Below are 8,633 nucleotides of genomic sequence, written 5' to 3'. Positions count from 1 at the left end.
CCAGTGGGCAGCTCCGGCAGCTCGGGTGCGGCGGCGGGCGCCGCGGCCTCGCCGGGCTCGACGAGCCGCCCGACGGGCGTGACCCGGTCGGCGTTGGCGAAGCCCCAGTCGAGCAGGGCCGCCGTCGGCTTCCACGAGCCGGTGATGCTGCCCATCTGCGTCACGACGAGGGTGCGACCACCGCGGGTCGCGGCCCCGATGAAGGTGTGCTGTGCCCGGTCGGTGCGGCCGGGCTTGATGCCCACGGCGCCGGGGTAGTGCTGCAGCAGCTCGTTGATGTTGTAGACGTGGAAGGCGGGCCACACCTTCCCCCGCTTGTCCTTCCCGCCGGGGAAGACGCTGTCGCGCTTGGTGATCGTGGCGCGGAAGGCCGGCAGGCGCATGGCGTCGCGCCCGATGAGCGCCAGGTCGTAGGCGCTCGACCGCTGGGCGCCGTCGTCGAGGCCGCTCGGGTCGACGGTGAGGGTGTCGTGGGCCCCGACCTCACGGGCTTTGACGTTCATCAGCTCCACCGTGGCCTCATAGCCACCGGCGGCGTCGGCGAGCGCGTAGACGGCGTCGTTGGCCGAGAACATCAGCATGGCGTCGAAGAGGCTCGAGACGGGGTAGCGGTTGCCGGCGAGGATGCCGACGCGCGACCCGGCCGCGTCCTGGGCGTCCTGGCCGGCGACGACGACCCGTCGCGGGTCGAGACGCGGCATCAACGTCAGGGCGGTCAGGGTCTTGAGGGTGCTGGCCGGGCGCAGCCACGCGTGCGGCGACTTGGCGGCGAGGACCTCACCGGTGTCGAGGTCGGCCACGACGTACGAGACGTCGTAGACCTCGGGCGGCGCGGGCACGGAGGCCGGGCGGTCGACGACGACACCTGTCTCGGCCAGGCGCGAGCCACCGACGACCGTCTCGGCCTTCCACGCGGGATGGGCGAAGGGGGTGGGTGGCGCGTTGCGGCAGACGACGCGGACCTTCGGCGGCTTCGCCGGTGTCGCCGCGACCGTCGGGCGCGGGACTGGTACGGGGGCCCGCGCCGAGGCGGAGGTCGTCGCGGAGGTGGTCGCGGAGGGTCGCGCGCTCGACGTCCGGGCCGCGGGCTCGTCGGTCGGGAAGACCCGCGGTGTCAGCGTGACCCCGACCGGGACGGCCTGGCGGGTCTGCCACGCCGCACAGGTCGGTGCGGCGACGGGTGCTGCTGCCGCGGGTGCGACGCGGGGGAGGGGCGTACCGGAGGCGGGCGGGACGGCATACGTCGTCGTCAGGGCGAGCCCGAGCCCGGGCGCGCTGAGCGCCGCGCCCGCGACGGTGAGCGTCCACGGGCGAGGTCGGGCCGAGTCTCGAGGCTTCATCGCCGGGAAAGACTAACCCGCCCCGGATGCTCCGGGGCGGGTCGTCGGGGGTCCTGCGGTGGGCGCGTCGCGCCTCACTCGCCGCGCATCAGGGCGCCGCGCAGGTCCTTGTTGAGCTGGTTGATGACGTCGAGCGGGATCTCCTTGGGGCAGGCCGAGGAGCACTCGCCGATGTTCGTGCAGCCGCCGAAGCCCTCGTGGTCGTGCTGGGTCACCATGTTGACGACGCGGGCGTCACGCTCCGGCTGGCCCTGGGGGAGCTCGCCGAGGTGAGTGATCTTCGCGCCCATGAAGAGCATGCCGGACGCGTTCGGGCAGGCCGCGACGCAGGCACCGCAGCCGATGCAGGCCGCCGCCATGAAGGCGCGGTCGGCCTTGGGCTTGGGCACCGGCACCGAGTGGGCCTCGGGGGCCGAGCCGGTGTTGGCGCTGATGAAGCCGCCCGCCTGGATGATGCGGTCGAAGCTGCCGCGGTCGACGACGAGGTCCTTGATGACGGGGAACGCGTCGGCGCGCCACGGCTCGATGGTGATCTCGTCCCCGTCGGAGAAGCTGCGCATGTGCAGCTGGCACGTCGTCGTGACCTCGGGGCCGTGTGCCTTGCCGGAGATCATGAGGCCGCACATGCCGCAGATGCCCTCGCGACAGTCGGAGTCGAAGGCGATCGGCTCCTCACCGCGGGCGTTGAGCTGCTCGTTGAGCACGTCGAGCATCTCGAGGAACGACATGTCCTCGGAGATGTCGGTGACCGGGTAGGTCACCATCTCGCCCTTGGCCTTGGGCCCGGACTGGCGCCAGATCTTGAGAGTCAGATTCACTTGTAGCTCCGCTGCTTCATCTCGACGAATTCGTAGACCAGGTCTTCCTTGTGCAGGACCGGCGCGCCGTCCTGACCGCCCCACTCCCACGCGGCGACGTAGGCGTACTCGTCGTCGTGACGCAGCGCCTCGCCGTCCTCGGTCTGGGACTCGGCGCGGAAGTGACCACCGCACGACTCGCGACGGTGCAGCGCGTCGATGCACATCAGCTCTCCGAGCTCGAGGAAGTCGGCGACGCGGCCGGCCTTCTCGAGGCTCTGGTTGAGCGTGTCAGCACTGCCGAGCACCTTGACGTTGCGCCAGAACTCGTCGCGCAGGCCGCGGATGAGGTCAATGGCCTTGAGCAGCCCCTCCTCGGAGCGCTCCATGCCGCAGAACTCCCACATGATGTTGCCGAGCTCCTTGTGGAAGGAGTCGACCGAGCGGTCGCCGTTGATCGACAGGAACTTGGCGACACGCGCGTCGACCGAGGCGCGGGCCTCGACGACGGCCTCGTGGGACTCCTCGAGCTTGGGGAAGGGGCCCTTGGCGAGGTAGTCGCGGATCGTGTGCGGGAGCACGAAGTATCCGTCGGCCAGGCCCTGCATGAGTGCCGAGGCGCCGAGACGGTTGGCGCCGTGGTCGGAGAAGTTCGCCTCGCCCGTGACGAACAGGCCCGGGATGCTCGACTGGAGGTCGTAGTCGACCCAGAGGCCGCCCATCGTGTAGTGCACCGCGGGGTAGATGCGCATCGGCACCTCGTAGGGATTCTCACCCGTGATCCGCTGGTACATGTCGAGCAGGTTGCCGTACTTCTCCGCGACGGCCTCGGCGCTCATGCGCTTCAGGGCGTCGGTGAAGTCGAGGTAGACCCCGCGGCGGAAGTCGCCGACCTTGGGACCGACGCCGCGGCCCTCGTCGCAGACGTTCTTGGCCTGGCGGCTCGCGATGTCACGCGGGACGAGGTTGCCGAACGAGGGGTAGATCCGCTCGAGGTAGTAGTCGCGGTCCTCCTCGGGGATCTGGCGCGGGTCCTTCTCGCAGTCCGCAGCGTTCTTCGGCACCCAGATGCGGCCGTCGTTGCGCAGCGACTCCGACATGAGCGTCAGCTTGCTCTGGTGCTCACCGGCCACCGGGATGCACGTCGGGTGGATCTGCGTGTAGCAGGGGTTGGCGAAGTGTGCGCCCTTGCGGTGCGCGCGCCACGTCGCGGTGACGTTGCTGCCCATCGCGTTGGTCGAGAGGTAGAAGACGTTGCCGTAGCCGCCCGATGCGAGCACGACGGCGTCGGCGAGGTGCGTCTCGATCTCGCCCGTGACGAGGTCGCGGGCGATGATGCCGCGGGCCTTGCCGTCGACGACCACGACCTCGAGCATCTCGTGGCGGCTGAACATCTCCACCGTGCCGGCCGCGACCTGGCGCTCGAGGGCCTGGTAGGCGCCGATGAGCAGCTGCTGGCCGGTCTGGCCGCGGGCGTAGAAGGTGCGCGAGACCTGGACCCCGCCGAAGGAGCGGTTGTCGAGGAGGCCGCCGTACTCGCGGGCGAAGGGCACGCCCTGCGCGACGCACTGGTCGATGATGTTGGTGCTGACCTCGGCGAGGCGGTAGACGTTCGACTCGCGCGAGCGGTAGTCGCCGCCCTTGACGGTGTCGTAGAAGAGGCGGTAGACGGAGTCGCCGTCCTCCTTGTAGTTCTTGGCGGCGTTGATCCCGCCCTGCGCGGCGATCGAGTGCGCGCGACGCGGGGAGTCCTGGTAGCAGAAGGACTTGACCTGGTAGCCGGCCTCGCCGAGTGTCGCGGCGGCCGCGCCACCGGCCAGTCCGGTGCCGACGATGATGACGGACAGCTTGCGCCGGTTGGCGGGGTTGACGAGGGAGGCCTCGAACTTGCGCGTGTTCCAGCGGCGGTCGATCGGGCCGGCCGGGGCCTTCGTGTCGCGGATCGGCTCACCCTCGGCGTATACGCCGTGGATGAGACCGGGCACGGGCGAGGAGGGCGACGTGGATGTCRTGGTCACTGGTCAGCTTCCCTTGACGAGTCCGAAGAGGATGGCGAGCGGGGGGAGGGCGAACCCCACGCTCGTGACGAGCGCGATGACCGTCCCGAGCGTCTTGGCGCGGCGGCGTGCGGCGGCGTTGCCCGCCCAGCCAAGGGTCTGGCTGGCGCTCCAGACCCCGTGGTAGAGGTGCAGGCCCAGGGCGACGAGGGCGAGCAGGTAGATCAGGACGACCCACCACACCTGGAAGCTGCTGATGACGAGCAGGCCCGGGCTGCCCTCGGCCGGAAGCGAGCCGACGTTGAACTTGACGATCGTGAACTGGAGCAGGTGCCACACGAGGAAGAGGAGCAGCGCGACGCCGCCCCAGCGCATCATCTTGCTCTTGACCGTGGCACGGGCCGCGGCCTTGGCCACGTAGCGCGTCGTCCGGGCACCGCGAGCACGGCTCCACAGGTAGAACGCGGACCACGCGTGAGCCACCAGCGCCGCGATGAGGAGGACCCGGAAGAGCCAGAGGAAGCCGGCATACGGCAGGAAGGGCGTGAACAACGTCCGGAGGTGCTCGGCGTACTCGTTGAACGCGTCGACGCCGGCGAAGATCTTGAGGTTGCCGTACATGTGCACGAGGACGTAGAACACGAACAAGGCGCCCGAGCCGGCCATGAGCATCTTCATGAACACGGTGTTCCGGCGGGCCGATGCAGGTCGATTCGATCCCGTCACCGGGAGAGTATTAGTGGCCACGGTCGAAACCCTATCCCCGAGGCTTCGCGCGGTCCGACGGCTACCGTCCGGTAGACGCCGAGTGTGACCATTTCCACTGTCACGCGCCAGTCAGCGGGTCAGCGCTGTCCGGGCGCTCAGCGCTTGCGGAGACCGATCTTCGTGCCCAGCCACACGAGCGGGTCGTAGTGACGGCCGACCACGCGCTCCTTCATCGGGATGATCGCGTTGTCGGTGATCTTGATGTGCTCGGGGCAGACCTCGGTGCAGCACTTCGTGATGTTGCACATCCCGATGCCCTGTTCGTCGCGGGCGAAGTCCGCACGGTCTTCGCGCGCGTCGAGCGGGTGCATGTCGAGCTCGGCCGCACGGATGAGGAAACGGGGTCCGGCGAACGCCTCCTTGTTGTTCTCGTGGTCACGCACGACGTGGCAGGTGTCCTGGCAGAGGAAGCACTCGATGCACTTGCGGAACTCCTGCGAGCGCTCGACGTCGACCTGCTGCATCCGGTAGTCGCCGGGCGCCACCCCCTCGGGCGGCGCGAACGCCGGGATCTGGCGGGCCTTCGCGTAGTTGAAGGACACGTCGGTCACGAGGTCGCGGATGACCGGGAAGGCACGCATCGGCGTCACGGTGACCACCTCGGTCTCGGTGAACGTCGACATCCGGGTCATGCACAGCAGCCGCGGCATGCCGTTGACCTCGGCGCTGCACGATCCGCACTTGCCGGCCTTGCAGTTCCAACGCACCGCGAGGTCACCCGACTGGGTGGCCTGGATGCGGTGGATGATGTCGAGCACGACCTCGCCCTCGTTGACCTCGACGGTGTAGTCGACGAGCTCGCCGCCGTCGGCGTCGCCGCGCCAGACCCGGAACCTCGCGTCGTAGCTCATGACCCGCTCCCGTCGGTGGGCGTCGCCGGTGCCGGCACGTCGGCCAGCTCGTCCGGCGTGAGGTACTTGGCCAGCTCGCTCGTGTCGAAGAGGGCCAGCAGGTCGCCGCGCATGGCCGGCATCGGCTGCTCGCGCACCACGATCCCGTCGCGGTCCGCCGAGCAGATGAGGTTGCGGCCCCGCCAGCGCGGGTCCATCGTCGGGTAGTCGTCGCGGGTGTGGCCACCGCGGCTCTCCTGGCGCAGCAGCGCGGCCCGGGCCACGCACTCGCTGACGGCGAGCATGTTGCGCAGGTCGAGGGCGAGGTGCCAGCCCGGGTTGAACTGCCGGTGGCCCTCGACGGTCAGGTGCTCGGCGCGGGCCTTGAGGTCCTCGAGCCGTTCGAGTGCGCGTTCGATCTCTGCGGCCGTGCGGATGATGCCGACGAGGTCGTTCATCGTCTGCTGCATCTCCTGGTGGAGGGTGTACGGGTTCTCGCCGCCCTCCTCCTCGAACGGCGCGAGCGCAGCGGCTGCGGCGGCGTCGACGACCGCCTGGTCGACGTCCGGCCGACGGTCGCCCAGTGACCGGACGTATGCCGCGGCGCCGGTTCCGGCGCGGGCGCCGAAGACGAGCAGGTCCGAGAGGGAGTTGCCGCCCAGACGGTTGGACCCGTGCATGCCGCCGGACACCTCTCCGGCGGCGAAGAGGCCAGGCACCCCGGCGGCGGCGGCGCTGTCCGGGTCGACCTCGACACCACCCATGACGTAGTGACAGGTGGGGCCGACCTCCATCGCCTCCTTCGTGATGTCGACGTCGGCCAGCTCCTTGAACTGGTGGTGCATCGACGGCAGCTTCTTGAGGATCTCCTCCGGGGGGCGCCGCGAGGCGATGTCGAGGAAGACCCCGCCGTGCGGTGACCCGCGGCCGGCCTTGACCTCCGAGTTGATGGCGCGTGCCACCTCGTCGCGGGGGAGCAGCTCCGGGGGGCGCTTGTTGTTGTCGGGGTCGGTGTACCAGCGGTCGCCCTCCTCCTCGGTCTCGGCGTACTGGCCGCGGAAGACGTCGGGCACGTAGTCGAACATGAAGCGCTTGCCCTCGGAGTTCTTCAGCACGCCGCCGTCTCCGCGCACCGACTCGGTGACGAGGATGCCCTTGACCGAGGGCGGCCACACCATGCCCGTCGGGTGGAACTGGATGAACTCCATGTTGACGAGGGTCGACCCCGCCCGCAGGGCCAGGGCGTGTCCGTCCCCGGTGTACTCCCATGAGTTCGAGGTGACCTTGAACGACTTGCCGATGCCACCGGTGGCCAGGACGACGGCGGGGGCGTTGAAGCGGACGAACCGACCCGACTCGCGCCAGTAGCCGAAGGCGCCGGCGATGGCCCCGCTCGGGTCCTGGAGCAGGTCGGTGATCGTCACCTCGGCGAAGACCTTCAGCCGGCTCTCCGGGTCGCCGGACTCACGTTCGTCGTCCTGCTGGAGGGAGACGATCTTCTGCTGCAGGGTGCGGATCAGCTCGAGCCCGGTGCGGTCGCCGACGTGGGCGAGGCGGGGGTACTCGTGGCCCCCGAAGTTGCGCTGGCTGATCCGTCCGTCCGGAGTGCGGTCGAAGAGGGCGCCGTACGTCTCGAGCTCCCACACGCGGTCAGGGGCCTCCTTGGCGTGCAGCTCGGCCATCCGCCACGAGTTGAGGAACTTGCCGCCGCGCATCGTGTCGCGGAAGTGCACCTGCCAGCTGTCCTTGCTGTTGACGTTGCCCATGCTCGCGGCGATGCCGCCCTCGGCCATGACCGTGTGCGCCTTGCCGAAGAGCGACTTGCAGATGATGGCCGTGCGAAGTCCCGCCTCGCGCGCGGCGATCGCGGCCCGCAGGCCCGCCCCACCGGCCCCGACGATGACGACGTCGTACTCGAAGTGCTCCAGCTCGGCGGCCATCAGTTGAAGAACCTCAGATCCGTGACGACCCCGGACGCGACCAGGGCGATGTAGGCGTCGGTCACCATGAGGGTGCCGAGCGTGGTCCAGGCCAGCTGCATGTGCCGGGTGTTGAGGCGCGAGACGACGGTCCAGGCCCGGTAACGCACCGGGTGCTTCGAGAAGTGCTTGAGCCGGCCACCGATGAGGTGTCGGCACGAATGGCACGACGCCGTGTAGAGCCAGAGGAAGGCGACGTTGACGAGCATGATGAGCGTGCCCAGGCCCATGCCGATGCCGCCGTCTTTGCCGTGGAAGCCGTCGAAGGCGTCCAGCGTGTTCATCCCGGAGACGACGACCGCGGCGTAGAAGAAGTAGCGGTGGACGTTCTGCAGGATGAGCGGGAAGCGCGTCTCGCCCGTGTACTTCGCGTGCGGCTCGGCCACGGCGCAGGCGGGCGGCGAGAGCCAGAACGACCGGTAGTACGCCTTGCGGTAGTAGTAGCAGGTGAGCCGGAAGCCCAGCAGGATCGGCAGCAGGAAGAACGCATACGGGACGAGCGGTGGGAGCTCACCCATCCAGGTGCCGAGGTGGCGAGCTCCCGGGACGCAGGAGGCGGTGACGCACGGCGAGTAGAACGGCGTGAGGTAGTGGTACGTCTCGACGAAGTAGTACCGCTGCATGGAGGTCCGCACCAGCGCGTAGAGCAGCCAGAGGACGAGCAGCGTGACGATGATGACCGGCTGGACCCACCACCGGTCGCCGCGCAGGGTGCGCCCGGGGATCTGGGCCCGCCCCGGAGCGCCGACGCCACCGGCGACGGAACCTCCTGCGCCGGAAGCCGGGTCGAGCCTCGTCTCACTCATCCTGCGAACCTCCACCGTCGTTGGTCGGGCGCCGTCGCACACTCTAGTGTGACGCGCGCCACAAGGGGGTGAAGCGCGGATCCTGCACGCCCTCGTGCGCACACCTAGGGTGGGGC

General features: G+C 69.5%; 7 protein-coding genes. All 7 read right to left on the bottom strand.

Going from position 1 to position 8,633, the window contains the following annotated elements; all coding sequences use genetic code 11:
- A partial coding sequence (locus tag AB4Y83_RS21705; protein WP_442298139.1) for a D-alanyl-D-alanine carboxypeptidase family protein occupies positions 1-1,340 on the bottom strand: 1,340 nt, incomplete at its 3' end.
- A gap of 74 nt (positions 1,341-1,414) precedes the next feature.
- On the bottom strand, positions 1,415-2,158 hold the full coding sequence (locus AB4Y83_RS21700; protein WP_056778567.1) for a succinate dehydrogenase/fumarate reductase iron-sulfur subunit: 744 nt from the start codon (positions 2,156-2,158) through the stop codon (positions 1,415-1,417).
- Complete coding sequence (locus AB4Y83_RS21695; RefSeq protein WP_442274023.1) at positions 2,155-4,122, bottom strand: fumarate reductase/succinate dehydrogenase flavoprotein subunit; 1,968 nt, start codon at positions 4,120-4,122, stop codon at positions 2,155-2,157. Before AB4Y83_RS21695 ends, AB4Y83_RS21700 begins: the two co-directional genes overlap by 4 nt.
- A gap of 36 nt (positions 4,123-4,158) precedes the next feature.
- Entirely contained in the window at positions 4,159-4,818 is a 660-nt protein-coding gene (locus AB4Y83_RS21690) for a succinate dehydrogenase cytochrome b subunit (RefSeq protein ID WP_442298140.1), read from the bottom strand.
- 179 nt (positions 4,819-4,997) lie between these two features.
- Complete coding sequence (locus AB4Y83_RS21685; RefSeq protein ID WP_442273996.1) at positions 4,998-5,753, bottom strand: succinate dehydrogenase/fumarate reductase iron-sulfur subunit; 756 nt, start codon at positions 5,751-5,753, stop codon at positions 4,998-5,000.
- A complete protein-coding gene (locus AB4Y83_RS21680) occupies positions 5,750-7,672 on the bottom strand; it encodes a fumarate reductase/succinate dehydrogenase flavoprotein subunit (RefSeq protein ID WP_442298138.1) in 1,923 nt (640 codons plus the stop codon). Before AB4Y83_RS21680 ends, AB4Y83_RS21685 begins: the two co-directional genes overlap by 4 nt.
- The gene (locus AB4Y83_RS21675) at positions 7,672-8,517 is read right to left on the bottom strand and encodes a hypothetical protein (protein ID WP_442298137.1); all 846 of its coding nucleotides are present in this window, start codon (positions 8,515-8,517) and stop codon (positions 7,672-7,674) included. The genes AB4Y83_RS21680 and AB4Y83_RS21675 overlap by 1 nt, the downstream gene beginning before the upstream one ends.
- Between the last annotated feature and the right edge of the window lie 116 nt (positions 8,518-8,633).

The sequence above is a fragment of the Terrabacter sp. RAF57 genome (assembly GCF_052113925.1).
Taxonomy (GTDB): Bacteria; Actinomycetota; Actinomycetes; order Actinomycetales; family Dermatophilaceae; genus Terrabacter.
Note: the sequence above shows the minus strand (reverse complement) of the source record. Positions and strands in the feature narration are given on the sequence as shown.

Bases quoted from the DNA above. Each gene is read 5' to 3' on its own strand.
- AB4Y83_RS21675 (WP_442298137.1), bottom strand. From the start codon at position 8,517: ATGAGTGAGACGAGGCTCGACCCGGCTTCCGGCGCAGGAGGTTCCGTC.
- AB4Y83_RS21680 (WP_442298138.1), bottom strand. From the start codon at position 7,672: ATGGCCGCCGAGCTGGAGCACTTCGAGTACGACGTCGTCATCGTCGGG.
- AB4Y83_RS21685 (WP_442273996.1), bottom strand. From the start codon at position 5,753: ATGAGCTACGACGCGAGGTTCCGGGTCTGGCGCGGCGACGCCGACGGC.